Origin of the sequence: Gemmobacter nectariphilus DSM 15620 (genome assembly GCF_000429765.1) — a bacterium.
Lineage (GTDB): Bacteria > Pseudomonadota > Alphaproteobacteria > Rhodobacterales > Rhodobacteraceae > Wagnerdoeblera > Wagnerdoeblera nectariphila.
The window spans coordinates 163,671-189,338 of sequence record NZ_KE386949.1; the positions used below are offsets into that span (position 1 = coordinate 163,671).

At 66.5% G+C, this 25,668-nt stretch carries 21 protein-coding genes; 11 read left to right on the plus strand and 10 right to left on the minus strand.

The window, feature by feature from the left end; translation table 11 throughout:
• Window positions 1–16 precede the first annotated feature (16 nt).
• Window positions 17–670, minus strand: a complete 654-nt coding sequence (locus G481_RS0119495) for a peroxiredoxin (RefSeq protein WP_028031481.1) — start codon at window positions 668–670, stop codon at window positions 17–19.
• Between the two features lie 179 nt (window positions 671–849).
• Here G481_RS0119495 and G481_RS0119500 point away from each other — a divergent pair, with 179 nt between their 5' ends.
• Complete coding sequence (locus tag G481_RS0119500; protein WP_028031482.1) at window positions 850–2,295, plus strand: aldehyde dehydrogenase family protein; 1,446 nt, start codon at window positions 850–852, stop codon at window positions 2,293–2,295.
• 351 nt (window positions 2,296–2,646) lie between these two features.
• Here the strand turns inward: G481_RS0119500 and mnhG are convergent, their stop codons facing one another.
• The 6 genes from mnhG to G481_RS0119530 are packed head-to-tail and all read right to left on the minus strand — an operon-like array spanning window position 2,647 to window position 8,719.
• Entirely contained in the window at window positions 2,647–3,093 is a 447-nt protein-coding gene (gene mnhG, locus G481_RS24680) for a monovalent cation/H(+) antiporter subunit G (RefSeq protein WP_084451135.1), read from the minus strand.
• On the minus strand, window positions 3,090–3,371 hold the full coding sequence (locus G481_RS0119510) for a K+/H+ antiporter subunit F (protein ID WP_028031483.1): 282 nt from the start codon (window positions 3,369–3,371) through the stop codon (window positions 3,090–3,092). The genes mnhG and G481_RS0119510 overlap by 4 nt, the downstream gene beginning before the upstream one ends.
• Window positions 3,368–3,856: a Na+/H+ antiporter subunit E gene (locus G481_RS0119515; RefSeq protein WP_028031484.1), complete on the minus strand. Its 489-nt coding sequence runs from the start codon at window positions 3,854–3,856 to the stop codon at window positions 3,368–3,370. The genes G481_RS0119510 and G481_RS0119515 overlap by 4 nt, the downstream gene beginning before the upstream one ends.
• Entirely contained in the window at window positions 3,853–5,484 is a 1,632-nt protein-coding gene (locus G481_RS0119520; protein WP_028031485.1) for a monovalent cation/H+ antiporter subunit D, read from the minus strand. Before G481_RS0119520 ends, G481_RS0119515 begins: the two co-directional genes overlap by 4 nt.
• Window positions 5,481–5,825, minus strand: coding sequence for a Na+/H+ antiporter subunit C (locus G481_RS0119525; RefSeq protein WP_028031486.1), 345 nt, complete (start codon window positions 5,823–5,825; stop codon window positions 5,481–5,483). The genes G481_RS0119520 and G481_RS0119525 overlap by 4 nt, the downstream gene beginning before the upstream one ends.
• Complete coding sequence (locus G481_RS0119530; RefSeq protein WP_028031487.1) at window positions 5,825–8,719, minus strand: monovalent cation/H+ antiporter subunit A; 2,895 nt, start codon at window positions 8,717–8,719, stop codon at window positions 5,825–5,827. The genes G481_RS0119525 and G481_RS0119530 overlap by 1 nt, the downstream gene beginning before the upstream one ends.
• A 408-nt stretch (window positions 8,720–9,127) precedes the next feature.
• On the opposite strand from G481_RS0119530, the gene hemP reads away from it, so the two are divergent.
• The 9 genes from hemP (at window position 9,128) to G481_RS0119575 (ending at window position 16,495) form a co-directional block, all read left to right on the plus strand.
• Window positions 9,128–9,295, plus strand: coding sequence for a hemin uptake protein HemP (gene hemP / locus G481_RS25750; protein WP_084451137.1), 168 nt, complete (start codon window positions 9,128–9,130; stop codon window positions 9,293–9,295).
• Window positions 9,296–9,314: 19 nt separating this feature from the next.
• Window positions 9,315–10,574, plus strand: a complete 1,260-nt coding sequence (locus G481_RS0119540; protein WP_028031488.1) for an imelysin family protein — start codon at window positions 9,315–9,317, stop codon at window positions 10,572–10,574.
• Window positions 10,575–10,581: 7 nt separating this feature from the next.
• Complete coding sequence (locus tag G481_RS24685; RefSeq protein ID WP_051294667.1) at window positions 10,582–10,836, plus strand: (2Fe-2S)-binding protein; 255 nt, start codon at window positions 10,582–10,584, stop codon at window positions 10,834–10,836.
• A gap of 126 nt (window positions 10,837–10,962) precedes the next feature.
• Window positions 10,963–11,448 (plus strand): bacterioferritin, encoded by a 486-nt coding sequence (gene bfr / locus G481_RS0119550; RefSeq protein ID WP_028031489.1) that lies wholly within the window; start codon window positions 10,963–10,965, stop codon window positions 11,446–11,448.
• Between the two features lie 97 nt (window positions 11,449–11,545).
• On the plus strand, window positions 11,546–13,054 hold the full coding sequence (locus G481_RS0119555; RefSeq protein WP_028031490.1) for a di-heme oxidoreductase family protein: 1,509 nt from the start codon (window positions 11,546–11,548) through the stop codon (window positions 13,052–13,054).
• Window positions 13,054–14,010, plus strand: a complete 957-nt coding sequence (locus tag G481_RS0119560) for an imelysin family protein (protein ID WP_028031491.1) — start codon at window positions 13,054–13,056, stop codon at window positions 14,008–14,010. The genes G481_RS0119555 and G481_RS0119560 overlap by 1 nt, the downstream gene beginning before the upstream one ends.
• Before the next feature lie 3 nt (window positions 14,011–14,013).
• A complete protein-coding gene (locus G481_RS0119565; RefSeq protein WP_028031492.1) occupies window positions 14,014–15,066 on the plus strand; it encodes a DUF1513 domain-containing protein in 1,053 nt (350 codons plus the stop codon).
• 167 nt (window positions 15,067–15,233) lie between these two features.
• A complete protein-coding gene (locus tag G481_RS24690; RefSeq protein WP_035026975.1) occupies window positions 15,234–15,578 on the plus strand; it encodes a hypothetical protein in 345 nt (114 codons plus the stop codon).
• 2 nt (window positions 15,579–15,580) lie between these two features.
• Window positions 15,581–16,495, plus strand: coding sequence for a calcium/sodium antiporter (locus G481_RS0119575; RefSeq protein ID WP_028031493.1), 915 nt, complete (start codon window positions 15,581–15,583; stop codon window positions 16,493–16,495).
• Between the two features lie 288 nt (window positions 16,496–16,783).
• On the opposite strand, the gene groL is transcribed toward G481_RS0119575, so the two are convergent.
• Together groL and groES are read right to left on the minus strand one after the other, a co-directional pair.
• Window positions 16,784–18,421, minus strand: coding sequence for a chaperonin GroEL (groL, locus tag G481_RS0119580; RefSeq protein WP_028031494.1), 1,638 nt, complete (start codon window positions 18,419–18,421; stop codon window positions 16,784–16,786).
• Between the two features lie 46 nt (window positions 18,422–18,467).
• On the minus strand, window positions 18,468–18,755 hold the full coding sequence (gene groES / locus G481_RS0119585; RefSeq protein WP_028031495.1) for a co-chaperone GroES: 288 nt from the start codon (window positions 18,753–18,755) through the stop codon (window positions 18,468–18,470).
• Window positions 18,756–18,930: 175 nt separating this feature from the next.
• On the opposite strand from groES, the gene G481_RS0119590 reads away from it, so the two are divergent.
• On the plus strand, window positions 18,931–19,926 hold the full coding sequence (locus G481_RS0119590) for a TraB/GumN family protein (protein WP_028031496.1): 996 nt from the start codon (window positions 18,931–18,933) through the stop codon (window positions 19,924–19,926).
• A 13-nt stretch (window positions 19,927–19,939) separates the two neighbouring features.
• Here the strand turns inward: G481_RS0119590 and G481_RS0119595 are convergent, their stop codons facing one another.
• The gene (locus tag G481_RS0119595) at window positions 19,940–25,444 is read right to left on the minus strand and encodes a Hint domain-containing protein (protein WP_028031497.1); all 5,505 of its coding nucleotides are present in this window, start codon (window positions 25,442–25,444) and stop codon (window positions 19,940–19,942) included.
• Window positions 25,445–25,668 lie beyond the last annotated feature (224 nt).

The window sequence follows — 25,668 nt, forward strand, 5'->3', positions numbered from 1 at the left end:
GGCCGCCCTTGTCGTTTCAGCCGTTCAGGCCGGTCTTGCGCAGATAGGGCAGGACCACTTCCAGATCGGGGAAGCGGGCCTTGGCCTCATCGGTCGGCACCGACAGGGCGACGATCACCTTCTCGCCCGGGGTCCAGTCGGCGGGGGTTGCAAAGGGCACGCCGTCGGTTGCGCGCACCGCATCAAGGCAGCGCAGGATTTCCGCAAAGTTGCGGCCCACCGACATCGGGTAGATCAGCATCAGGCGGATTTTCTTGTCCGGCCCGATGATGAAGGTGGTGCGCACGGTGGCGGTGTCGTTCGCGGTGCGGCCATCGGGCAGATAGGCCTCGGCCGGCATCATGTCATAGGCCTTGGCGATTTCCAGCTTGTCATCGGCGATGATCGGAAAGGTCACCGGCTGACCCGAATAGGTCTCGACGTCGGCCTTCCACTTCAGGTGATGCTCGACCGGGTCGACCGAAATCCCGGCAACCTTGGTCCCGCGCTTGGCGAACTCGCCGGCCAGCCGCGAGACGGCGCCGAATTCGGTGGTGCAGACGGGGGTGAAATCCTTGGGGTGGCTGAACAGCACGGCATAGCCGTCACCGATCCAGTCGTGCAGCGTGATCGTGCCTTCGGTCGAATCGGCCGTGAAGTTCGGAGCGATATCGTTGATGCGCAGCGCCATGTCATTTCCTTCCGCTAACGGGGCGATGGCTTTCAGATAACCCCTGCGCGATCCGGTTGCACCCCCCGGCGGGGCACATAACGCTCAGGGCGGCAACCTGTCGCAAATTCCCCGGATGCCGGTTGCACCCGGCGCCGGGCGGTGCCAGTTTCCCTGCAACGCGCAACGGAGGATCGGACATGATCGAGAAACGCGACTTCTACATCAACGGCGCCTGGATCGCCCCGGCAACCGCCCGGGACCATGCCGTCATCGACCCCTCGACCGAGGACAGCTGCGCGGTGATCTCGCTGGGCACCGAGGCCGATACCAATGCCGCCGTGGCCGCGGCCAAGGCCGCCTTCCCCGCCTGGGCCGCCACGCCCCCGGCCGAGCGGCTGGCGCTGGTCCGGCGCCTGCTGGAAATCTATGAATCGCGCAACGAGGAAATGGCCCAGGCCATCAGCCTTGAAATGGGCGCGCCGATCGACATGGCCCGCGCCTCGCAGGCGCCGGCAGGCAGCTTCCATATCCGCAACTTCATCACGGCCTTTCCGCACATCGAGTGGATCCGCCCGCTTGGCCCCCATGCCCCGAACGCCCGCATTGCGATGGAGCCGATCGGGGTGGTCGGCCTGATCACGCCGTGGAACTGGCCGATGAACCAGGTGGCGCTCAAGGCCGTTCCGGCGCTGCTGGCGGGCTGCACCATGGTGCTGAAGCCGTCCGAAGAGGCGCCGCTGTCGTCCATGCTGTTTGCCGAATTCGTGCAACAGGCGGGCTTCCCCGCCGGGGTCTTCAACCTGGTGAACGGCGACGGGGCCGGCGTCGGCAGCCAGCTGTCGAAACACCCCGACGTGCAGATGATCTCGTTCACCGGCTCGACCCGCGCTGGCAAGGCGATCAGCCTTGCTGCGGCCGAGACGCTGAAACGCGTCACGCTGGAGCTGGGCGGCAAGGGCGCCAACCTGGTCTTTGCCGATGCCGACGACAAGGCGGTCGAACGCGGCGTGCGGCACATGTTCAACAACTCGGGCCAGTCGTGCAACGCACCCAGCCGGATGCTGGTCGAACGAGCCGCCTATGACCGCGCGGTCGAGATCGCCCGCGAGGTGGCCGAGAAAACCGCCGTCGCCCCGGCCTCGCAATCCGGCAAGCATATCGGGCCGGTCGTCAACAAGCGCCAGTGGGACCAGATCCAGGGCTATATCCAGAACGGCATCGAGGAAGGCGCCCGTCTGGTCGCCGGCGGTCTTGGCCTGCCCGAAGGGGTGAACAAGGGCTATTTCGTCCGCCCGACGGTCTTTGCCGATGTAAAGCCCGGCATGACCATCGAGAAAGAGGAAATCTTTGGCCCGGTTCTGGCCATGATCCCCTTCGACACCGAGGAAGAGGCGGTGCGCATCGCCAATGATACCCCCTATGGCCTGACCAACTATGTGCAAAGCGGGGATGGCAAACGCCGCAACCGGCTGGCCCGCGCGCTGCATTCCGGCATGGTCGAGATGAACGGCGAAAGCCGCGGCGCAGGCGCCCCCTTTGGCGGCGTCGGCATGTCGGGCCGCGCCCGCGAAGGCGGCGTCTGGGGGATCGAGGAATTCCTCGAGGTCAAGTCGATCTCTGGCTGGGACGGCAGCCAGGACTGACGACAGGGGGCGGCCGAAAAGCCGCCCCTGATACCTCCGGGCGTCCATCGGATGCGGGCACCGTGGCGTGCGAACCAGCCAGCTGCAAGCGCGCCATCGCGGTTCACCGATGCGACCGCGCAGCCCCGACTTGCAAAAACCTGCGGCGCAGCGCCCCCGGCGCCTCATCGGTCAAGGCCGCCACCCAAGCCGGCCCCTGCGAACGCGGGACCGACCAAGCGCCGCCAAAGCACATGACCTCGACCGCGCCGCAAGATGATGACCGGCAAAATGGGGGCCAGCCCCCGTCGCGTTCCGCGACTCCCCCGGGATATTTGGGGACAGATGAAAAGCAAAGCGCCGCGCACCCATTCATCTGTCCATAAATATCCCGGGGGAGTCCGGCTGCAAAGCCGGACGGGGGCTGGCCCCCTGCCCCGCTCGGCCGTCCGTCCCGGACGTCTCGCGCTCGCGCGCAACCGCAGGCGGAACATCCTTGTGCCCTTCGGCCCGGTCGCGGTGCAGCGCGGCGCGGCCCAGCAGCATCAGCGTGACCGGCGTCGTCACCATCACCAGCACGCCCAGAACCAGCTCATGGACCGCGGCGCGCACCTCGGTCCAGCTGAACAGGATCATCGAGGCCAGCAGCGTCGCCGCCGCGCCCCAGCTGGTGCCCAGCGTCGGCGCATGCAGCCTGTCATAGAAGCTGCGCAGCCGCACCAGCCCCAGCGTGCCCAGCAAGGTCAACGTGGCCCCGATCACCAGAAGCAGCGCCACCGGCACGCCGATCCACAGCGGCAAATCTGCCAGATGCTTCATTCGATCACCTCGCCCCGGATGAGGAACTTGGCCAGCGCGACCGTGGCGACAAAGCCCATCACGCCGATCACCATGGCCGCCTCGAAAAAGAACGGCGTGCCGACGCGGATGCCGGTGACGACGAACAGCAGCATTGCGGTGACATAAAGCGTGTCGAGCCCCAGCACCCGGTCCTGTGCGCGCGGGCCGCGCAATGCACGCACCGTGGCAAGACAGGCCGCCACCGCCAGCGCGAATTGCGCATAGGCGATCGCCCAGGTGATCAGCGTCTCGGTCATGCGAAAGCCTCCAGCAGCAGCGCCTCGTAGCGGTCGCGGATCAGGTGGCGCCAGGCCTCGTCGTCGACCAGATCGAAGACATGCAGCAGCAAGACGCCGCTCTCGCCGTCATATTCCAGCCAGGCAGTGCCGGGGGTCGCAGTGATGATGACCGCCAGCAGCCCCAGCGGGACCGGATCACGCAGCCGCAGCGGGATCTGGACAAACCCCGAGCGCCGCTGCCCATGGCGCCCGCCCGTCACGATCAGTGCCGCCACCGCGATGTTGGATCGCACGATGTCAAGGCTGACAATGCCGGCCAGGCGGATCAGCGGCCAGAACCGGCGGATGCGCGGCCTCTCGGGCTCCAGCGCGCCCAGGGCCCAGCCCGCGACCAGCGCGATGGCCGTCCCAAGGATCAGGTTGCCCAGCGTAAACCGCGTCATCAGCAGCCACATCAGCACCAGCGCCAGTATCAGGATCGGATGGGGAACAAGCCGGTTCATTGCCCACCCTCGACAACGCCGACGCGCGGCGCCGACAGCACACCCTCGACATAGACGCTGCGATCATGCAGGGCCTGCGCGGTTGCGCTGGTATAGCGGATCGTCTCTTGCGCCTTGACGGTCAGCAGCACCATCATGGCCACCAGAACCAGCACCGGCGCCACCTCCAGCGCCAGGACGCGCGGCGAGACGCCATCGGATGCCCAGAAGGTCTGGATCCCGATCCGCACCAGTCCGATCATCGTGGCCAGCCCCGACAGCACCAGCAGCGCGACAAAGCCCCAGGCGACCGCCGGTGGCAGCGCCCCCGCGCCCAGAATGCTGGCCAGCATCGCCAGCTTGCCCAGAAATCCCGACAAGGGCGGCATTCCGGCCAGCACCAGCAGGCAGATACCGAAGCTCAGGCCAAGAACCGTCAGGGTGCCGGGAATGGCGAACCCGACCTCGGCCTCGTCATCCTCGTCCGAGGGGTCAAGCCCATAGGCATCGGCAGTCAGGGCCAGCATGGCGGCGATGCCGCCCTCTTCGCGGCTCATCGGCTCGATCAGCAGGAAAAGGGCGCTGGTCGCGAGGGTCGAGCTGACAAGGTAGTAAAGCGCCCCCGACAGCACCCCCGGCCCGGCCCCCGCCAGCGCAAAGCCCGTGACCGCCAGCACCGTGCCCGAGGACACCAGCACCAGATGCGCCGCCATGCGCCCCAGCCCCTGGCTGGCCAGCACGCCCAGCATGCCATAGGCCAGCGTCGCCATGCCGCCGCCCACCAGCACCCAGGCGCCGAAACCGGCCGAGGCGCCGGCCTCGGACCCGAACAGCAGCATCGACAGGCGCAAGATGGTATAGACCCCGACCTTGGTCATGATGGCGAACATTGCCGCCACCGGGGCCGAGGCCGCCATATAGGCGGTCGGCAGCCAGAACGACAGCGGCCAGACCCCGGCCTTGACCAGAAAGGCCAGCGCCAGCACCGCGATGGCCGCATGGACCAGCGGGCGGTCGGCGTCCTGCAAGCCGGGGATCAGGGTTGCCAGATGCGCCATGTTCAGCGTGCCGGTCACCCCATAGATCAGCGAAACCCCGATCAGGAACAACAGCGACGCCGCCAGGTTGATGGCAATGTAATGCAGCCCCGCCCGCACCCGGAACTGACCAGAGCCATGCAGCAAAAGGCCATAGGACGCCGCCAGCAGCACCTCGAAGAACACGAACAGGTTGAACAGATCGCCGGTCAGGAAGGCCCCGTTCAGCCCCATCAGCAGGAACTGGAACATCGACTGGAAATGCTGCCCCTGCCGGTGCCAGCCCGCCCCGGAATACAGGATCGCCGGCACCGCCAGCAGCCCGGTCAGCACCAGCATCATGGCCGACAGCCGGTCGATGACCAGCACGATTCCATAGGGCACCGCCCAGTTGCCCAGCAGGTAGAATCCGATCTCGGTGCCGCCCGACGGGCCAGTGCCCTTGACGCGGTTCAGCAGCTCGAACGACACGGCCAGCATGGCCAGCGCCGCGGCAAGGCTGATCACCAACTTGGCCCGCCGCCGCCGGTCATCATAGAGCAGCATCAGCGCGCCCGCAAAGAACGGGATCAGGATCGGCGCCATGATCAGATGGTCCGACAGCGCCATCATTGGTCACGCTCCTTGCCATCGACATGGTCAGTGCCGGTCAGCCCGCGCGAGGCCAGCATCACCACCAGAAACAGCGCCGTGGTGGCAAAGCTGATGACAATGGCGGTCAGGATCAGCGCCTGCGGCACCGGATCGGCAAAGGCGACGGGGTTGACGAACCCGCCCTTGGGCATGATCGGCGGCGCGCCCAGGTAAAGCCGCCCCATGGAAAAGATGAACAGGTTCACCGCATAGGACAGAAGGCACAGCCCCACGATCACCTGAAAGGTGCGCGGGCGCAGCAAGAGCCAGATGCCCGAGGCGGCCAGAATGCCGATGGCGATGGACAGCACGGCCTCCATCACGCGGTCTCCTTCTGTTCGGCCTGTTCGGCCTCTTGCTCGCGCAAGCGGGCCGAGCGCAGCGACTGGTGCGCGATGGCGATCAGCATCAGGACCGTCGCCCCCACGACCAGCGCAAAGACCCCCAGATCAAAGAGCAGCGCCGTGGCGGCCGGCACCTTGCCGATCAGCGGCAGGTCGACATATTGCGCATGGGCGGTCAGGAACGGATAGCCGACCAGCCAGGCCCCCACCCCCACCGTGCCCGCGATCAAAAGGCCGATGCCCATCCAGCGGATCGGCAGGATGGTGATATGCGCCTCGACCCAGCGGACATTCGCGGCGATGTATTGCAGCAACAGCGCGATCGCCAGCGTGACCCCGGCCGAGAATCCGCCGCCCGGCAGATCGTGCCCGCGAAAGAACAGATAGGCCGCCACCACGATCAGCACCGGGAACATCCAGCGCATGATCACCGAGGGCACCAGCATGTAATCCTTCAGCGTGGCGGCCACGGCGTTCTTCTGCTGCTCGGGCGTTCCGGCGGTTTCGCTGGCCGGACGGAACCGGCGCAGCAGGGCAAAGACCGTCAGCCCGACGATGCACAGGACGGTGATCTCGCCAAAGGTATCAAAGGCGCGGAAGTCCACCAGGATCACGTTGACGGTATTGGTGCCACCCCCTTCGTAATAGGCGTTGCGCAGGAACCAGTCGCCGACATTGGGGATCAGCGGGCGGGTCATCACCACATAGGCGATGGCCGACAGCCCCGCGCCCGACACCACCGCGATGCCCAGGTCGCGCAGGCGGCGGATCTTGGCCGGGCGCAGCTTGTCCTCGGGGATCTCGGCGCGCCGGCGCGGCAACCAGCGCAGCCCCAGCAGCAGAAGGACCGTGGTGACGATTTCCACCAGCAGCTGCGTCACTGCCAGATCGGGGGCCGAGAACCACGCGAAGGTGACACAGGTCACCAGCCCTGCCCCGCCCAACAGCACCAGCGCGGCAAAGCGGTGATACTTGGCCTGCCACGCCGCCCCGATGGCGCAGGCGGCGCCCACGCCCCACATCAGCAGAAAGGCCGGATGCAGCGCCGTGGTGCGCGCCAGCGGCTTTTGCACCGGCGTCAGCGCGCCCCAGACCGTCAGCGCCAGCACCGCCACCGCCAGCAGCACCAGCAGGCGCAGCTGCGGTTGCAACCTTTCGGTCCCGAACAGCCCATGCAGGCGGCGCGGCACCCGCCAGGTCAGGTTCAGCAACAGCCGTTCATAAAGCCGCTGCGCCCGGATCCGCCAGATCAGCGGCGGCCCTTCGGGCCCGTTCGAGATGGGCCAGGCGAAAATCTCGTAGATCAGGGTGCCGACGACCAGCGCGATCACGCTCATGATCAGCGGCCAGGTCAGGCCGTGCCAGATGGCGATGTCGTGATACGGCATATCCGGGCCAACCACCGACTGCGCCGCATCATGTAGCACCGTCCCCAGCGTGATCCCCGGCAAGATCCCGACTGCAAGGCAGACGAACACCAGCAGCTCTACCGGCAGGCGCATCCAGGGCGAGGGCTCGTGCGGGGTCTTGGGCAGGTCGGTTGCCACCGGGCCAAAGAACACCGTCGCGATGAAGCGCACCGAATAGGCCACCGCAAAGATGCTGGCCAGCGTTGCCAGATAGGGCAGCGCATCGTCCAGCCAGGTGCCGTTGTGCCAGTCCACCGCCTCGGCAAAGAACATCTCTTTCGACAGAAAACCGTTCAGCAGCGGCACCCCCGCCATGGCGGCAGAGGCGACAATCGCCAGCGTGCCGGTGATCGGCATGGCACGAAACAGCCCCGACAGCTTGCGCATGTCGCGGGTGCCGGTTTCATGGTCGATGATCCCGGCGGCCATGAACAGGCTGGCCTTGAACACCGCGTGATTGGCGATGTGAAAGATCGCCGCCACGATGGCGCCGGGGCTGCCGATCCCGGCCAGCGCGGTGATCAGCCCCAGATGGCTGATGGTGGAATAGGCCAGCAACCCCTTGAGGTCATGGCGAAACAGCGCGATCATCGCCCCGATCAGCAGGGTGGCCATGCCGGTGCCGGTCACGGCAAAGAACCACAGCTCCGTCCCCCCCAGCGCGGGCGAGAAGCGCACCAAGAGGAACACCCCAGCCTTGACCATCGTGGCCGAATGCAGAAAGGCCGACACCGGCGTCGGCGCCGCCATGGCGCCCGGCAGCCAGAAATGGAACGGGAACTGCGCCGATTTGGTGAAAGCCCCGATCAGGAACAGCGCCAGAACCAGCGGATACATCGGATGCGCCCGGATCACCTCGCCCGACGACAGGATGCGGTCGATGTCATAGGCCCCGACGATCTGGCCCAGAAGCAGCATGGCCACCAGCAGGCACAGCCCGCCCATAGCCGTCACGATCAGCGCCATCCGCGCCCCGTCGCGCGCGGCCTGGCTTTGGTGCCAATAGCCGATCAGCAGGAACGAGGTGATCGAGGTCAGTTCCCAGAACACCACCAGCATCAGGATGTTGCCCGATAGCAGCAGCCCGACCATCGCCCCGGTAAAGGCCAGCAGGAACGAATAGAACCGCGGCACCGGATCGGTCCTTGACAGGTAATACCGCGCGTAGATCACCACCAGAATGCCGATCGACAGCACCAGCGTGACAAAGAACCAGGCAAAACCGTCCACCCGGAACGGCAGGTTCAGCCGCAACGAAGGCACCCACTGCACAAAGACCCGCAGCACCTCGCCCTCGGACACCGGGCCGTGCAGCAGCGCCAAAGCCACCAGACCGCCTGCCAGCACCAGCCCCGAAACCCAGGCCGCAGCATTGTGCGCATAGACCGGCAGGGTCGCCGCGGCCAGCGCCCCCAGGAACGGCAGAACGACAAGGATCAGGATCAGGTTCTGTTCGATCATCTGCCCGTGGTCCGCCTTTCGCCGTATTGTGCCGGTCTTGTGGTTGTCGCATCGCCCGACATGCGAAATCCGCCCGCACCAGCCCGGCCCAAGGCGGCGGGTTCTGTCGGACGGCAGCATGTCTGAGGGTCTGCTGTTTCAAAAAAACCCTCTTCGACCGAATTATCAAGTGGCGGCACGCAGATACACGAAGGTTTCATCAGGCTGCCGTCCATTTTCAGCGCGTGCGGGGCCGCGGAACGGCGGTGCGCGCCCATGGGCTTGAGGTGGTTTTCCCGGACAGCCTGGATCGCCGGGCCCCAAGGTTCAGGCAAGGCCAATAATTCCGATATAAAAAATCAGGCTTTACAGTTGATATTTTTTGTCGGATTTTCCGCCTCACCCGAACCGCTGGACCCGGCCCTACCGATGACGCACTCAGGACAAGCCCCCGCACAGGAAACGCCCCAGGCCGCACCGCCGGTCCATGAGGCAACGGCGCTGACCCAGGGCGGGACGCTGGCCCATATCCGGCTGAACGATCAGACCTACGCGCTGCGCATCACGCGTGCGGGCAAGCTGATCCTGACCAAATGACCCCTCAGGAACCAAACCGATGAAACGCCTGCTTGCCGCTGCCCTTGCCACCTCGGCCCTGACCGCAACGCCGCTGATGGCCGCAGACCCGGCGGCGGTCGTCACCACCTATGCCGACATCGCGGCGGCCGCCTATGGCGACAGCCTGACCACCGCGCAGGCGCTGCAGGCCGCCGTCGCCGCGCTGATCGCCGCCCCGTCCGACTCCACGCTGGCCGCCGCCCGCACCGCCTGGATCGCCGCGCGCGTGCCCTATCAGCAGACCGAGGTGTTCCGCTTTGGCAATGCCATCGTCGATGACTGGGAAGGCCGGGTGAATTCCTGGCCGCTGGATGAAGGGCTGATCGACTATGTCGCCCCCGATACCGCGACCAACGAGGAAAACGACCTGGCCGCGCTGAACGTGATCGCCACGCCGAAATTCACCCTGTCCGGGGTCGAGATCGACGCGACCGAGATCACCCCCGATTTCATCTCGGGCATCTTGCACGAAGCCGACGGGATCGAGGCGAATGTCGCCAGCGGCTATCACGCCATCGAATTCCTGCTGTGGGGGCAGGATCTGAACGGCACCGGACCGGGCGCCGGCAACCGTCCCTATACCGATTACGCGGCGGGCGATGCCTGCACCCATGGCAACTGCGATCGCCGCGCCGCCTATCTGAAGGCCGCCACCGACCTTCTGGTCCGCGACCTCGAGGACATGGCCGCCGCCTGGGCCAAGGGTGGCGAAGGGCGCGATGCCGTGCTGGCCGATCCGCAGGCCGGCCTTCTGACCATGCTGACCGGGATGGGCAGCCTGTCCTATGGCGAACAGGCGGGCGAGCGGATGAAGCTGGGCCTGATGCTGAACGACCCCGAGGAAGAGCATGACTGCTTTTCCGACAACACCCACAACAGCCACTATTACGACGGCCTTGGCATTCGCAACGTCTACCTGGGTCGCTATACGCGGGTCGATGGCAGCATCGTGTCCGGCCCCTCGCTGTCCGATCTGGTCGCGGCCCGCGATGCCGGGGTCGATGCCGAACTGAAGGGCGATCTCGATGCCTCGGTCAAGGCGCTCAAGGCCATTGTCACGGCGGCCGAGGGCGGCCTGGCCTATGACATGATGCTCGAGCCCGGCAATGCCCAGGGCGAGGCGCTGATCATGGGCGCCGTCGATGCGCTGGTCAAACAGACCGGCGCGATCGAGCGGGCGGTTGCCACACTGGGTCTGTCCAAGATCGCGTTCGAGGGGTCCGAAAGCCTCGACAACCCTGGCGCCGTATTCAAGTGAGGCCGAGATGATCGTCTGCCATTGCCAGTCCATCTCGGATCATGACATCCGCGCCGCAGTAGGCTGGATGCGCGCAGCCGATCCCGACACGATCATCACACCCGGCAAGATCTATCACGCGCTGGGAAAGCGCGCCGATTGCGGGGGGTGCATGCCGCTGTTCCTGGACACGATGCGCAGGTGCGAGGGCTTCGGCGTTCCGGGCGCCCCGGAACGGCCACCCGTCCTGCGGCCTGCCGCGGTTCGCCGTGGCCGCGCGTGACAAGGCGGTTCTGCCGGGTTTAGAATCATTCTAGAAAACTCCTCAATTCCATGGACAGGGGAACCGGGCGGCCCTACCGTCGTTATCTCTCCAGTCCGTCACCTGCCAGCATCGAAGGAGGCCGCCATGAAGGGCGACAAGAAGGTCATCGAATTTCTGAACGCCGCCTTGCGATCGGAACTGACGGCGGTCAGCCAGTATTGGCTGCATTTCCGCCTGCAAGAGGACTGGGGCCTTGGCCGCTTGGCCGCCAAGTCACGCGTCGAATCGATCGAGGAAATGCACCACGCCGACAAGCTGATCGCGCGGATCATCTTTCTTGAAGGCCATCCGAACCTGCAAAAGCTGGATTCGCTGCGCATCGGCCAGAACGTCAAGGAAACGCTCGAGGCTGATCTGGCCGCCGAACACGATGCCCGCAAGCTGTATATCGAGGCGCGGGAATATTGCGACAAGGCGGGCGATTATGTCAGCCGCGCCCTGTTCGACGAGCTGCTCGCCGACGAGGAAGGCCACATCGACTTTCTGGAAACCCAGCTGGGCCTGTGGGAAAAGCTGGGCGACGAGCGGTATTCGATGCTGAACGCCCTGCCCGCGAACGAAGCCGAATAAGGCGACCGCGCGGGCCGAGACGGCGCATCGCGGCCCGCGTTTTTCCGATTGAATTTGTCGGAAAATGGCGCGATAGAAAGGGCGAAAGGAGGCAGCCATGCTTCTTCGCCCCCTGCTTTTCGCCGCCGCCGCCCTGATCCCTGCCAACGCGCAGGCGCTGGACGACCGGCACCTTGCCGTCATCCCCCGCACCGCCGAGGAAACCGCCCGCATCGCGGCGATACTGGCGCCGCCGACGGATTTCTCGAAGCCCGAGCCGTTCGAAACCCACCCCGGCGGCGCCGCAACCGTGCGCGCCCGGCGCAATGCCGATGCGTTTTCGCAGCTGTCGGGCAACATGCCCTTTGCCCGCGAGATGGATTTCAAGCTGGGCAATGCGCTGTTTCGCAAGGCCTGGGTCGCCTCGCCGTCATCGACGCTGGCCTCGGACGGGCTGGGGCCGTTTTACAATGCGCGCGCCTGTCAGGATTGCCACATCAAGGACGGTCGCGGCCATCCGCCCGAGGGGCCCGATGATGGACGGGTGTCGATGTTCCTGCGCCTGTCGATCCCCGGCGGCACGCCCGAAGACATCGAAGGCTGGCTGGCCACCCTGCCCGACCCGATCTATGGCGGGCAATTGCAGGATCTGGCCGCCGCCGGCCATGCCGCCGAGGGCCGGATGGACGTGTCCTATACCGAACAGCCGGTCACGCTTGCCGATGGCACCACGGTGTCGCTGCGCGCCCCGACCTATGCGTTTTCCGACCCTGCCTATGGCGCGCCGCATCCCGATCTGATGCTGTCCCCGCGCGTGGCGCCGCAGATGATCGGCCTTGGCCTGCTCGAGGCAATCCCCGCCGCCGACATCCTGGCGCTGGCCGACCCGGACGACCGCGATGGCGATGGCATCTCGGGCCGGCCGCAGATCGTGCCATCCGTCGAATTCGGCGTGCCGATGCTGGGTCGCTTCGGCCTCAAGGGCGGCGCGCCGACGGTGAGGGAACAATCGGCGGCGGCCTTTTCCGGCGATATGGGCCTGTCGACCGTGCTGCACCCCGACCCCTGGGGCGATTGCACCCCTGCCGAGGCCGCCTGCCGCAGCGCCCCGGACGGGCAGGAACCCGGCATCCGCGACGGGCTGGAGGTGGATGGCAAAAGCCTTGATCTGGTCACCTTTTACGCGCGCAACCTTGCGGTGCCCGAACGGCGCCGCGTGGACGATCCGCAGGTTCTGCAGGGCAAAGAGGTGTTCCACAGCCTGAACTGCCAGTCCTGCCACACGCCGAAACATGTGACCCACCGTCTGGACGGCCAGCCGGAGCAAAGCTTTCAGCTGATCTGGCCCTATACCGATCTGCTGCTGCACGATATGGGGCCGGGCCTGGCCGACAACCGCCCCGAAGGCCGCGCGACAGGCCGCGAATGGAAAACCCCGCCGCTTTGGGGCATCGGGCTGACGAAACTGGTTTCCGGCCACAATTATTTCCTGCACGATGGCCGCGCGCGGTCGGTGCTCGAGGCTGTCCTTTGGCACGGCGGCGAGGCCGAGGCCGCCCGCGATGGCGTGATCGCCCTGCCCGCTGCTGACCGCGATGCCCTGATCGCCTTTCTGGAGAGCCTTTGATGCGCTGGATCCTTGCCGCCGCCCTGCTCAGCGCCACGCCCCTGCACGCCGGCGTGCCCGAGGCGCTGGCCCGGATCGGCAAGGGTTATCAGACTTTTGCCGCCGCCACGGCCGATCTGGATACTGCGGCGCAAGCGTCGTGCGAGGGTCTGAAACCCGCCTTCGATACCGCCTGGGATGCCTGGCTGCATGTCGCGCAAATCCGCATCGGCCCGGTCGAGGATGATGGCCGCGCGCTGGCCATTGCCTTCTGGCCCGATCCCAAGGCGCTGGGGGCCAAGGCGCAGCGGGCACTGCTGACCGGCGATCCGGCCGCGCTGGACCCCGAGCGGTTCGCAGAACACTCTGTTGCCGCGCGCGGGTTTTCCGGGCTGGAGCGGCTTCTGTTCCCCGATGCGGCGCTGCCCGCCGATCCTTGCCCGCTGATCCGCGCGACCACCCATGACCTTGCCCGCATGGCCGCCGGGGTGAATGCCGACTGGCCGGCGTTTTCCGACAAGCTGGCCTATCCGGGCGGGCCGGGCAACACCACCTATCTGACCGATCTAGAAGCCGCGCAGGCGCTGCTGACACAGCTTGCCAGCGCGCTGGAATTCACCGCAGATCAGCGCCTTGGCCGCCCGATGGGCACCTTTGACCAGCCCCGCCCCGAACGGGCCGAAGCGCGCGCCAGCGGCCGGTCGCTGCGCAATGTCGTCGAAGTGCTGAAGGCCAGCCGCGACATGGCGCTGGATCTGCACCCCGAAGCGCCGCAGACCGAGGCCGCCTTTGCCAGGGCCCTTGCCCTGGTCGATCGGCTGGACGACCCCACCCTGGGCAGCGTTGCCACCGCGCAAGGCCGCCTGAAGGTCGAAATCCTGCAAAATGCCATCCGCGAGGCCCGCGCCGCGATCCTGTCGGAGATCGCGCCCACATTGGGCGTGGGCCTTGGCTTCAATGCGCTTGACGGGGACTGACCGATGACCACGCGCCGCATTTTCCTGGCCGGCCTTGCCGCCGCCGCCATGCCCAAACCCAGCTGGGCCGATGCAGGCACTCCCGCCTATCTGTCGGCCGGCAAACGGGGCGAGGGATATGTGCTGCACGGGCTGGACGAGAACGGCAGCACCCTGTTCGCCCTGCCCCTGCCCGCGCGCGGCCATGCCGCCGCCGCCCACCCGATCCGCCCCGAGGCCGTGGCGTTTGCCCGCCGCCCCGGCACCTATGCGCTGGTGATCGACTGCCGCACCGGCGCGGGGCACCACCGCCTGACCCCGCCGGATGCGAACCAGTTCAACGGCCATGGCGCATTTACCGCCGATGGCGGGCTGCTGATGACGTCCGAGGTGGTCGCCGAGACCTCCGAAGGCCGGATCGGCCTGTGGGATGCCACCAGCTATACGCGGATCGGCGAATGGTCCTCGGGCGGGATTGGCCCGCACGAGATCCGGCGGATGCCCTCGGGCGCGCTGATGGTCGCGAATGGCGGCATCGCCACCGATCCGCGCGACCGCACCAAGCTGAATGTGCCGGACATGCGGCCCAACCTGTCGCTGATCGGCCCGGATGGCGCGCTGCTGGATCAGGCGGAACTGGCGGGTCTGCACCAGAACTCGATCCGGCATCTGGCGCTGGTGCCCGGCGGCGTCGCCTTTGCCATGCAATGGGAAGGCGATCCGGCAGGTCCGGTCCCCCAGCTGGGCATCTGGCAGCCGGGCAATGCGCCCGTGCTGTGCCCGCCGGGCGATGCGGCAATGTTCGCCATGCAAGGCTATGCCGGGTCCATCGCCGCGACCGATACGCGGATCGCCATCACCTCGCCCCGGGGCGGGGTGGTGATGCTGTTCGACACGGCCGGCCAGCCCGTCGCCACCCACCGCCGCGCCGATATTTGCGGCGTTGCGGCCAGCGGGAGCGGCTTTCTGGCCTCGGACGGCTCGGGCGCGCTGTGGCATGTGACGGATGCGGGGCTGCAGCCCGCCAGCAGCGGCGGCCCGCAATGGGACAACCACATGGTCGCGCTGGCTGCCTGAGGCCGGCGCCCGGACCTGCCCCCTTGCAAGCTGCGCCCTCGCGCCCCACCTGCCAAGGGCGGACCGGGCCCCTCTGACGACATGGTGTCGTGATGTCGGACCGCCGGGCGATCCTTGCCCGCCCGACAAAGGACGACCGATGCCCGCCTTTCGCCCCCGATTCCGCCATGGCTGACCGCCAGCGCCTGCGGCTGGACCGGCAAATCCGCGCCCTGACCGGACGGATCCCGGTGCTGCGCCCGTTCCTGATCGGGCTTCAACGCCGCCGCTGGGCGCTGGTGCGCCTGCCGCTGGGGCTGGCGCTGGTGGCTGGCGGGTTACTGTCGTTCCTGCCCGTGCTGGGGATCTGGATGCTGCCGCTGGGGCTGATCTTGCTGGCGATGGATCTGCCGCTGTTGCGCCCGATGGTCAGCTCCTTGCTGATCCGCGGCCGCAGGCGGCTGTCCCTGTGGCATCGGCGCTGGACGGGCTGGCGGCAACGGCGCCACCACGAACCGACAGGAAAGGACTGAACTTGGACTATATCTTTGTCGCCATCGGGCTGCTGGGCCTGTTCCTTGGCGGAGATGCACTGGTGCGCGGCGCGGTCGGGGTCGCGCAAAAACTGGCCATGCCGCCGCTGTTGATCGGCCTGACGGTGGTGGGCTTTGGCACCTCGATGCCAGAGCTGCTGGTTTCGGCGCAGGCGGCGCTTGGCGGCGCCCCGGCGCTGGCAGTCGGCAATATCGTCGGATCGAACATCGGGAACATCCTGCTGATCGCCGGGATCTCGGCGCTGATCTGGCCGATCCGCGTCAATGGGGCAGCGCTGCGCGTGGATATCGGCTTCATGCTGGGGGCAACCCTCGCGCTGGTGCCGCTGTTCTGGCTGGGCGAGGTCGGACGCATTGCAGGCGCGCTGCTGTTTGCCGGGCTGCTGGTCTATCTGGTCACCTCCTACCGCAATTCGCAAGGCGCCGCAGAGGCGGAACCTGCGCAGGCCGCCGCACCGATGTGGAAATCGCTGCTCTGGCTGGCCTTCGGCTTTGCCGCCCTGCTGGCCGGCGCCCGGTTCCTTGTCGACGGCTCGGTAAACATCGCGCGCAGCTTCGGCGTCTCCGAGGCGTTCATCGGCCTGACCATCGTCGCCATCGGCACCTCGCTGCCCGAGCTCGCGACCTCGTTCGCTGCCGCACTGAAACGGCATTCGGACATTGCGGTCGGCAATATCGTCGGGTCGAACATCTTCAACGTGCTGGGCATTCTGGGCATCACGGCGATGATCTCGCCCATTCCAGTCGATCCGCGCTTCCTGACCTTCGATCTGCCGGCTCTGCTGGCGGCAACGCTGGCGCTGGCCGCCCTGCTGCTGTGGCGCCCGGTGATCGGCCGCGGCGTCGGCGCCCTGCTGCTGGCCAGCTACGCGACCTATATCGTGACGGCACAATAGTATCGAACGGGCCGCCTTCTTTCGCCTTGATCCAAATATCCTCGGGGGTGAATTGGCCGCAAGGCCAAGAGGGGGCTGACAGCCCCCTTTTCCCTTTCCGTTTGCGGAACGTCTGGGCAGGTGGAAGGGGGCCTTCTGCCCCCTCTGGCCCGTCCCGGGCCATTCACCCCCGAGGATATTTGGATCAAGGCGAAATGAAAGATACCCGCGCTGGCCGATCCACGCCCCAGCGTGCGGGCAATGAAAAAGGGCGCCCGGAGGCGCCCTTTCCCTGACCTGTCGGCCCGATCAGAAGTCCATGCCGCCCATGCCGCCGCCGGGCATTGCCGGGGCTGCCGATTTCGGCTCGGGCTTGTCGGCGATCATCGCTTCGGTGGTGATCAGCAGCGAGGCAACCGAAGCCGCGTTTTCCAGCGCGGTGCGGGTCACTTTCGCCGGGTCGATCACGCCGAACGAGAACATGTCGCCGTATTCCTCGGTCTGGGCGTTGAAGCCGAACGAGGTGCTGGACGATTCGCGGATCTTGCCCGCGACGACCGAGCCGTCGACGCCCGAGTTCTCGGCGATCTGGCGAACCGGGGCTTCCAGCGCGCGGCGGACGATGGCGATCCCGACATCCTGATCCGAGTTCGCGCCTTTCAGGCCTTCCAGCGCCTTGCCGGCCTGGACCAGAGCGACGCCGCCACCGACGATCACGCCTTCCTGCACGGCCGCACGGGTCGCGTTCAGGGCGTCATCCACGCGGTCCTTGCGCTCTTTGACTTCGACTTCGGTCATGCCGCCGACGCGGATCACCGCAACGCCGCCAGCCAGTTTGGCCACGCGCTCTTGCAGCTTTTCACGGTCGTAGTCCGAGGTGGTTTCCTCGATCTGGGCGCGGATCTGGGCCACGCGGGCTTCGATCTCGGCCTTGTCGCCAGCGCCGTCGACGATGGTAGTGTCGTCCTTGCGGATCGAGACCTTCTTCGCCTTGCCCAGCATGTCGAGGGTGACGTTTTCCAGCTTCATGCCCAGATCGTCCGAGATGACCTGGCCGCCGGTCAGGATCGCGAGGTCCTGCAGCATGGCCTTGCGGCGATCACCGAAGCCCGGAGCCTTGACGGCCGCGATCTTCAGGCCGCCACGCAGCTTGTTGACGACCAGCGTGGCCAGAGCCTCGCCTTCGACGTCTTCGGCCACGATCACCAGCGGGCGCTGCGACTGGATCACGGCTTCCAGCAGCGGGACCATCGGCTGCAGCGACGACAGTTTCTTTTCGTGCAGCAGGATGAAGGCGTCTTCCAGATCGGCGATCATCTTGTCGGCGTTGGTCACGAAGTAGGGCGACAGGTAGCCGCGGTCGAACTGCATGCCTTCGACGACTTCGACCTCGGTCTCCATCCCCTTGTTTTCTTCGACGGTGATCACACCCTCGTTGCCAACTTTCTGCATCGCGTCAGCGATGAAGCGGCCGATGGTGGCTTCGCCGTTGGCCGAGATGGTGCCGACCTGAGCGACTTCGTCCGAGTCCTTGACCGGGCGCGAGGCAGCCTTGATCGCTTCGACGACCTTGGCGGTCGCAAGGTCGATCCCGCGCTTGAGGTCCATCGGGTTGAGGCCGGCGGCCACCGACTTCAGGCCTTCGCGCACGATGGCCTGGGCCAGAACGGTCGCGGTGGTGGTGCCGTCACCGGCTTCGTCATTGGTGCGGGCGGCGACTTCTTTCACCAGCTGCGCGCCCATGTTCTCGAACTTGTCCGAGAGCTCGATTTCCTTGGCGACCGACACGCCGTCCTTGGTGATGCGCGGGGCGCCGAACGATTTCTCGATCACCACGTTGCGGCCTTTCGGGCCCAGGGTCACCTTCACCGCATCGGCGAGGATGTTGACACCCTTGAGCATACGGTCGCGGGCATCGGTATCGAAGCGGACTTCCTTGGCAGACATGCTGCTATCTCCTCAAATCTGGTTTCGTGATGGAGCGACGTTCGACTCAGGCGATGATGCCGAGGATGTCGCTTTCCTTCATGATCAGCAGTTCCTGGCCGTCCAGCGTGACCTCGGTGCCCGACCATTTGCCGAACAGGACGCGGTCGCCGGCCTTGACCGACATCGCGATCAGTTCGCCCGAATCCTTGCGGGCGCCTTCGCCGACCGCAACGATTTCACCCTCGGCGGGCTTTTCCTTGGCGGTATCGGGGATGATCAGGCCGCCCTTGGTCTTTTCGTCGCTCTGGACGCGTTTGACCAGCACACGGTCATGCAGCGGTTTGAATGCCATCTGTGAACACTCCCTTGAGTTCAGCGTGATGCGTCTCGTTAGCACTCATCAGATCCGAGTGCTAATGGCCGTGATCTAGGCAAGACTCGGCACGCTGTCAACACCGGCGCGGCAGAGAATCCGGTTGGTCCCGCCCGGACGCCGTGCGATGGTCCGCCCGCGTCAGGAGCCTGTCATGCGTCTTTTCAAGTTGTTGTCCGCCCTTGTATCCTGGGTGTTTTTCGCGTCGCCCGGCCTTGCGCTGTGCCATGGCGCGGATCTGATCGCCGCCCTGCCTGCGGACACGCGGGCCCGGCTGGAGGCGGCGGTCGATGCGCGCCCCTATGCGCGCGGCAACCTGTGGCGGGCGACACGCGGGGCCGAGACGATCTTTCTGGTCGGCACCTATCACCTGCCCGATCCGCGCCACGAGGCGATGCTGGCGAAGGTCCGGCCGCTGCTGTCCAGCGCTGCCGCGCTTCTGGTCGAGGCGGGCCCCGAGGAAGAGGCGCGGCTCAAGTCCGAGGTCGCGCAGCGCCCCGATTTCATGATGCGCACGCAAGGACCGACGCTGCCCGAGATGCTGGACGAGGCCGACTGGCAATCGGTGGCAGCCGAGATGCGCGCGCGCGGGGTGCCGACGGTCATCACCTCGCGGCTGCGGCCGTGGTATGTGGCGATGATGCTGGGGATCCCGGCTTGCGCGGTCGACGGGGTGCGGCGGGGCGAGGTGGGGCTGGATCACCGCCTGATCGCCGAGGCGCAGGCCCGCGGCCTGCCGATCCGCGCCCTGGAGCCCTTTGACACGCTGTTTCGCATGTTCGGCGATCTGCCGCCCGAGGGCGAGCTGGATATGGTGCGCGCCGCCCTGGTCATGGCGGACCGGCCCGAGGACATGACCGTGACGCTGGCCAATGCCTATTTCGCCGGGCGCTCGCAATTGCTGTGGGATTTCACGCTGGAACGCGCGCTGGCCGAGCCGGGTGCCGACCGGGCGGATCTGACGCGCCAGTTCGACCTGATGGTCGATGTGCTGGTGACGCGCCGCAACCGCAGCTGGTTGCCGGTGCTGGAGGATGCCGCGCGCCATGGCCCGATTCTAGCCGCCTTTGGCGCGCTGCATCTGCCGGGGGACACCGGCGTTCTGGCGCTGCTGGCGGGCCGGGGCTTTGCCATCACCCCGATCCCGTGACGCGGCTGGCGGTTCATGCCGCCAGTGACAGCGCCCGCGCCAGCAGCCGGCCTTCGTAATCGCGCAGCGACAGCCGGGCCGCGGACCCGTAGTCTTCGGCGCCTTCGCTGGCCAGTTCGGGGAACAGCTCCAGCAGTTCGGCCCGCGTTGCCGCATCCAGCCCGCGCAGCCCCTCGCGCCCCGGATGGAAACTTTCGCTGGGGGCGCCTTCGGCAAAGACGATCTGGTGCTGGTCGAACAGCAGGTGGAAATAATCGACCTCGCCGCCCTCCTGGCGCAGGATCGTGCGGTCGTTGATCAGCGCCTTGGCCGCGACCAGCACCTCGGCCTCGCCGAACATCAGGCTGGCCTGCCAGCCGCGCAGCAACATCCGGTGCTGGGGCGAGACCAGAAGGTCGCGTTCATTCCCCAGGGCCCCCGCACGAATGCACACCGGCGCCAGACGCCCTTGCGCCAGGCGGCGGGCGCACCCGATCCAGCGGATCGGCTGATAGCCGTTGTCCAGCGTCAGCACGCGGTCGCCTTGGGCCAGTTGCTCGACGGCGATCTCGCCCCGGTCGGTCTTGATCCGGGTGCCGCGCACGAAACAGGGCACAATGGTGGGCGCCAGCGAGAAGGTGATCTTCTCGAAGGCATCGAAATCGACATCCCCGATACTGCCAGACAGCGAGCCGCCGCTGATCGCGACGGTGCCGCCCTGCCCGCCCGCCAGAATATCGCTGAGCCGCGTGCCGGTGGCCGGGCCGAAACTGACCGCCGCCCCGCCGCCCGAAGGGCTGAAGGTGCCGCTGGCCGTATCCGTGATGGACACGTTCGCCGGGTCCACCGCCGCGCCATTGACCAGCAAGGTATCGGTGCCATCGCCGCCCGACACGCTCAGCGGCCCCGCGTCGCCGGGTGCCGTGACGCTGTCGTTGCCGGACCCCAGCGTCAGCCGCTCGATCTGGTCAAAGCTGGCGCTGCCCGATCCATGGGTCAGCGTGCCAGCCTCGGCCCCCGAATAGCTGACGGTCGTCGCGCTGGTGACGGCCGTAAGGTCCAGGGTATCCCAGTCGGCGCCGTCCGGATCCTCGCCCCCGGTGATGGCATCGGCCCCGCCAGTATCAGTGATGCGCAGATCATCGCTGCCAAACCCGCCCTCCAGCGTGTCATCGCCAGCCCCACCCGCCAGCGTGTCGCGGCCTTCGCCCCCGAACAGCGCATCGGCATCGGCCCCGCCGTCCAGCAGATCATCGCCCTGATCGCCCGACAACAGGTCAGCCCCATCGCCGCCGAACAGGCTGTCATTGTCGATCCCGCCATACAGCTGGTCGTTGCCTTCGTCCCCGACCAGCTTGTCGGCATCGTCCATGCCGTAGATCGTATCGTTGCCAAGGCCGCCAAACAGCGTGTCAGTGTTGTTGTCGGGCCGCAGGTCGGTTGCGTCGGGCACATTGACCTCGTTCAGGTCGCCCGCCGTCAGCCCGCCATAGATGAGGTCATCGCCCGCGCCGCCATAGACAAGATCCTGCCCCTCGTTGCCAAGGATGGTATCGTTGCCATCATCGCCATGGACCGTATCGTCATCAAAGCCCGCGTCGATGCTGTCGGCCCCGTCGCCGCCATAGATCAGATCGTTGTCATCGCCGGTCAGGATCGTGTCATTGCCCGCCCCGCCATAGACCGTGTCACGGTCGTTGAACGGGTCGGTGTCGGCCGGGTAAAGGCCGGTGTAGCCCCGGTCTGGCACGCCGACGCCAGGCTCGGCGCGGGTGTTGATGTAATCATTGCCCTCGCCCCCATCGACAAGGTCGTTGCCGGTGAAACCATAGAGATTGTCATCGCCCAGACCGCCATAGACGCTGTCATCGCCAGCGTCGGCGCGGATCGTGTCGTTGCCGGCGCCGCCCTTGAGGCTGTCGTCGCCATCGCCGCCATACAGCAGATCGTGGCCGTCGCCGCCGTCGATCGCATCGTCGCCCGCCTCGCCCAGGACGGTATCATCGCCAAGGCCGGCAAGCGCGGTATCATTGCCCGCCCCCGCCTCGATCAGATCATCGTCCGAGCCGTCGGCCGCGTCGCCCGCATCCACCCGGTCGCCTTCGGGATCGCCGGTATAGGTGCTGTCGATCAGATCGTCCCCAGCCGTGCCCTCGACCACATGGTCGGGTCCCGGAATGCCCATCGCCATCAGCTGATCGACCGAACTGACCGCCGACACCGGCACGTTCTGCAAGGTGACCCGCGTGCCATCGGGGAAGGTCAGCACCGCATGGCCGGTCCCGTCGCCGTTGGTATCGCTGACCGTGACGTCGCCGGTGTTCACCCGCGCGCCGCCCGCATCGTAAAGCTGCGAGACATCCAGCAGATCGACCCCGGTATAGGTGCCATCGCCATTGTCGACCGGCGCCTCGAAATTCGCGACCCAGGCCTGCCCGTAATCGTTCTTGAGCACGATCGTGTCCGACGCGCCGTCGCCATGCAGACCGCCGGTGCCCAGATCCATGAAGTCGTTGCCGCCGCCGCCATCGTGCAGGTCGGACCCGATCCCGCCGATGAACGTGTCGTTCCCGATCCCGCCCAACAGCGTGTCATCGCCGCTGCCCGAATGGACGCGCACCCCGTTCAGCGCGGCGCGGCCATCCACCACATCATTGCCGGTGCCAAGGCCGAACCTTTCGACCTCGGCAAAGGTCATGGTGCTGGCGCCATCGGTCAGCGTGCCGGATTCGCTGGTCGTGAAGGTCAGCGTGGTGTCGGCGGTGATATGGCGGGCATCGACCCAATCCTCGTTCACCTCGCCGGTTTCGCCCCCGGTGATCGTGTCATTGCCGAAATCGTCGGACAGCACGAACCAGTCATCGCCATCGCCGCCCGACATCAGATCGGCGCCGGCCCCGCCGGTCATGGTATCGTTGCCATCGCCGCCGGTCAGCGTATCGTCGCCCGCCCCGCCCGTCAGCCCGTCGCCCCCCGCTCTGCCATCGGCCGCAAAGCCCGAGGTGGTGGCCGAGCCGTCCACCGTATCGTTGCCAGCGCCCAGGGCGACGCCCTCGATTTCCGAGAAGGTCACGGTGGTGCCGGTGGTTGTCAGCGTCCCGGCCTCGTCCCCCGAGAAGCTGACCGTGACCGCATCCGCCACGCCCGAGGCATCCAGAACGTCGAAATCGGTGCCGCCCTCGCCGCCGGTGACGGTGTCGGCCCCGTCGTTGACCGTGACGGTCACGACATCGGCGCCGTCGCCGCCATGGATCGCATCATCCCCCGCGCCGCCCGCCAGGGTATCGGCACCGGCATCGCCATAAAGAGTGTCGTTGCCTGCATTGCCGCTGATCCGGTCGCCCGCATCGCCGCCATAGACCAGATCGTCGCCCTGCCCCGCGTCGATGGTATCGGCCCCGCCGTTGCCATAGATCACGTCATTGTCGCCATCGCTGCCGTCGATCTGGTCGCCCTCGGCATCGGTATAGCCCGGACCCATCACCTCGGCCGTTGCGGCGCCATCGACCGGGCCGCCCGCGGGAATGCCCATCGCCTCCAGCCAGCCCAGCTGGTCCGATGCGGGCGGCGCAACGCCGATCAGGGTCAGGCTGGTGCCATCGGGGAAGGTCAGCACCGCGTTGCCGTTCTGGGCGCCGACCATCACGTCATGCACGTTCACCGGATGGCCATCGGCATCGGTCAGCCCGGCCACATCCAGCAGATCGCCCGCAGTATAGGTGCCATCGCCATTGGCGACCGGCGCCTCGAACCCGGTCAGGATATCGCTGCCGCCGCCATCGGCGACGATCACCGTGTCCTGGGCACCATCGGCCGTGCCCAGGGCCAGCAGGTCATCGCCCGCGCCCCCGGCCAGGGTATCGGCGCCCGCGCCGCCCAGCAGCGTGTCGTTGCCCAAGCCCCCGGTCAGCGCATCATGTCCCGCCCCCGACCACACCTGCACCCCCGAATCGGTGGCCGAGGCATCCAGCGTGTTGCCCGCATCGCCCAGCCGGATCTCCTCGATTTCCGAGAAGGTGGCGGTGCTGGTGCCATCGGTCAGCGTGCCCGCCTCGTTCCCGGTGAAGGTGACCGACACACTGCCGCCCAGCGCAGTGGCGTCGATCACGTCAGTGTCCGAGGTCTCGCTCGCAGCCTCGCCGCCCAGGATCAGATCGTTGCCGAACCCGTCCGCCAGGTCAAAACGGTCAGCATCGGCGCCGCCCGACAGGGTGTCATTGCCACCCCCGCCGATCAGCACATCGTCGCCGCTGTCGCCCATCAGCATGTCGTTGCCGGCGCCGCCCGACAGCGTGTCGTTGCCGCTGCCGCCATAGACCAGATCGGCGCCCAGACTGCCGGTCACCAGATCGTTGCCGCCCATGGCGACGATGTAATCCCCATCGCCCGTGGTGCCGCCGACCCCCAGCGCATCGTTGTTGTCCACCCGGTCCCCATCGGGGTCCGAGGCATAGGTCATGTCGATCACATCGTCGCCCGTGGTGCCCTGGACGATCCCGTCTGGGCCAAGCCCCGAGACGGTGTTGAGCGTGACAAAGCCCACATCACTGACGCCAATGGAATTGACGACGGTATAGGTAAAGACATCGGTGCCCATGTCGCCGTCGGACTGGATGGTCAGCGAGCCATCGGCGTTCAGCGTCACCTTGTCGCCCGACGGCAGCGTGACCGTGTCCCCCGCAACAATCGCCGTGCCGTTGATATGGGTGATCGTCAGCCCTTCGCCGGTCACATCGGTATCGTTGTGCAGCACGTCGATGGTGCGCGTGCTGTTGATGGTCATGTTCACCTCGTCCTCGAAGGCGATGGTGACCGACTGGATCGAATCCCCCATGATCAGCACGTTGGAATCGTAGGTGGCATCACCAGCATCGGCGATGGCGATCTTGATCGTGTTTTCAGCCCCGGCGGTCACCGGGGCCTTGACGGTCAGCACCCGCGTCAGACCGTCCATTTCGGAATTGTAGGTATCGGCACTGGCGGGATTGTTCAGGAACAGGTTGGAATTCTGGGTGGTGTTCACCGTGTCGATGGCGGCAACCCCGCCGTTCAGGACGGTGACAGGGGCATAGACCCCGTTGACCCAGACGCCAAAGGCATCGTTGTAGCCGCCAGAGACATATTCCAGATATTCCTCGGACGAAAAGACGAACTGCAGCGTGATCCAGTTGCCATCGGGCACGAAGGTCGCGTTGAAGATCGCGCCGTCAAAGGTGTTCCCCCCGGCCAGCGCGTTCAACTGGGCATCGCCATTCACCCCGCCCGCCGTATCGGTCGAGGTATTGGCCGCCTGATTGGTGTTCGTCCCCCCAGAGGTATAGGGCGCAAAGCTCTGGACGTTGCCGGTCGACAGGATGACGCCCGAGTCGGTCGAGGACAGGCCGGGAATTGTGCTTAGCGCATCGGTATAAATACCGGACTGCACCGCATCGCCTTGAAACGAGGCGCTGACGATCTGGATGCCAGAGCCGAACATTTCCTGCGCCATGTCCAGCGCATTGGCGGTGGTGTCGATCTGAAGCTGCTGCGCGGTGGCCATGATGCCGAATTCCTGATTACAAACGAAAACGAAGTGAGTGCCTGCCGCAGCGACTATCGCGGCAACAGGTTAAGACGCGCCAACCGCCAACAGAAAAGCCGGCATGGAGCACATGAAACAGACATCGCAGCACCTCGGACACGGACAGGCCGCGATCGAACGAAGGGACCGGCGGCAGTCTGACAGGTGGCCCCGGAGTCTGGCCGAATTTTGACCGGAATCGG

Bases quoted from the DNA above. Each gene is read 5' to 3' on its own strand.
- G481_RS0119495 (WP_028031481.1), bottom strand. From the start codon at position 670: ATGGCGCTGCGCATCAACGATATCGCTCCGAACTTCACGGCCGATTCG.
- G481_RS0119500 (WP_028031482.1), top strand. From the start codon at position 850: ATGATCGAGAAACGCGACTTCTACATCAACGGCGCCTGGATCGCCCCG.
- mnhG (WP_084451135.1), bottom strand. From the start codon at position 3,093: ATGAAGCATCTGGCAGATTTGCCGCTGTGGATCGGCGTGCCGGTGGCG.
- G481_RS0119510 (WP_028031483.1), bottom strand. From the start codon at position 3,371: ATGACCGAGACGCTGATCACCTGGGCGATCGCCTATGCGCAATTCGCG.
- G481_RS0119515 (WP_028031484.1), bottom strand. From the start codon at position 3,856: ATGAACCGGCTTGTTCCCCATCCGATCCTGATACTGGCGCTGGTGCTG.
- G481_RS0119520 (WP_028031485.1), bottom strand. From the start codon at position 5,484: ATGATGGCGCTGTCGGACCATCTGATCATGGCGCCGATCCTGATCCCG.
- G481_RS0119525 (WP_028031486.1), bottom strand. From the start codon at position 5,825: ATGGAGGCCGTGCTGTCCATCGCCATCGGCATTCTGGCCGCCTCGGGC.
- G481_RS0119530 (WP_028031487.1), bottom strand. From the start codon at position 8,719: ATGATCGAACAGAACCTGATCCTGATCCTTGTCGTTCTGCCGTTCCTG.
- hemP (WP_084451137.1), top strand. From the start codon at position 9,128: ATGACGCACTCAGGACAAGCCCCCGCACAGGAAACGCCCCAGGCCGCA.
- G481_RS0119540 (WP_028031488.1), top strand. From the start codon at position 9,315: ATGAAACGCCTGCTTGCCGCTGCCCTTGCCACCTCGGCCCTGACCGCA.
- G481_RS24685 (WP_051294667.1), top strand. From the start codon at position 10,582: ATGATCGTCTGCCATTGCCAGTCCATCTCGGATCATGACATCCGCGCC.
- bfr (WP_028031489.1), top strand. From the start codon at position 10,963: ATGAAGGGCGACAAGAAGGTCATCGAATTTCTGAACGCCGCCTTGCGA.
- G481_RS0119555 (WP_028031490.1), top strand. From the start codon at position 11,546: ATGCTTCTTCGCCCCCTGCTTTTCGCCGCCGCCGCCCTGATCCCTGCC.
- G481_RS0119560 (WP_028031491.1), top strand. From the start codon at position 13,054: ATGCGCTGGATCCTTGCCGCCGCCCTGCTCAGCGCCACGCCCCTGCAC.
- G481_RS0119565 (WP_028031492.1), top strand. From the start codon at position 14,014: ATGACCACGCGCCGCATTTTCCTGGCCGGCCTTGCCGCCGCCGCCATG.
- G481_RS24690 (WP_035026975.1), top strand. From the start codon at position 15,234: ATGGCTGACCGCCAGCGCCTGCGGCTGGACCGGCAAATCCGCGCCCTG.
- groL (WP_028031494.1), bottom strand. From the start codon at position 18,421: ATGTCTGCCAAGGAAGTCCGCTTCGATACCGATGCCCGCGACCGTATG.
- groES (WP_028031495.1), bottom strand. From the start codon at position 18,755: ATGGCATTCAAACCGCTGCATGACCGTGTGCTGGTCAAACGCGTCCAG.
- G481_RS0119590 (WP_028031496.1), top strand. From the start codon at position 18,931: ATGCGTCTTTTCAAGTTGTTGTCCGCCCTTGTATCCTGGGTGTTTTTC.
- G481_RS0119595 (WP_028031497.1), bottom strand. From the start codon at position 25,444: ATGGCCACCGCGCAGCAGCTTCAGATCGACACCACCGCCAATGCGCTG.